At 73.2% G+C, this 750-nt stretch carries 1 protein-coding gene and 1 pseudogene; both read left to right on the top strand.

What is annotated here, in order from left to right; all coding sequences use genetic code 11:
* Positions 1 to 197, top strand: a pseudogene (locus tag AOK11_RS34860) (ATP-binding protein); the annotation flags it as partial.
* Between the two features lie 60 nt (positions 198 to 257).
* On the top strand, positions 258 to 750 hold a 493-nt coding region (locus AOK11_RS34855), incomplete at its 3' end, for a GAF domain-containing protein (RefSeq protein ID WP_055597659.1).

The raw sequence follows: 750 nt of genomic DNA, 5'->3' as shown, positions 1-750 counted from the left end.
CCGTCAACGAGTTCGACGGCGCCTTCCGCTACGACCCCCAGGAGGTACGCGCCGCCCTGGACCTGCCGGACGAGATCCCCGTCGTGTGCTGCGACGCCCGGATCTCCAGCTCGGGCGTCCAGACCCTGCTGACGCTGGTCCGCCACCTCATCGCCCACGCCCCGGCCACCGCGACGGGGTACGGCGCCCACACGTGATCCCCACACACCGACACGGAGCCCGTATATGACATGTGCCCACATCCAGGGAGCCCGCCCATGAGCTACGACCCGCCGCGTCCGGCCGGTCGTCTGCTGCTCACCCCCGAGGACAAGGAGGCCCCGGCCCGCACCGAGCGGCTGCGCCGGCTGGGACTGGGCGAGCGCCCCGAGCCCACACTCGACGCCTTCGCGTACGGCCTCTCCGAGTTCACGGGGGCGGCGTACGCGATGGTCAACTTCCTGGGGCAGGAGGGGCAGTTCTTCGCCGGTCTGCACACGCCGGCGGTCGCGCCCGTCCTCCGCGGCGACGGCACCGGCGCACTGCTGGGCCGGTCGCTGCCCCGCGACCACGGCTTCTGCCCCCACGTGGTGGCCCGCCGCAAGGCCCTGGTCCTGGGGGACGTGAGCGACTACCCCCGGTTCGCGGGCAACCCGGTCGTGGACGAGTTCGGGGTGCGCTCCTATCTGGGTGCCCCGCTCATCGACAGCACCGGCATGGTGCTGGGCACCGTGTCCGTCTCCGACACCCGGCCGCGGGCCTGGGGGCAGG

Source organism: Streptomyces hirsutus, assembly GCF_001418415.1.
Classification (GTDB): Bacteria; Actinomycetota; Actinomycetes; order Streptomycetales; family Streptomycetaceae; genus Streptomyces; species Streptomyces hirsutus.
This window is presented reverse-complemented; position numbering and strand designations above follow the sequence as displayed.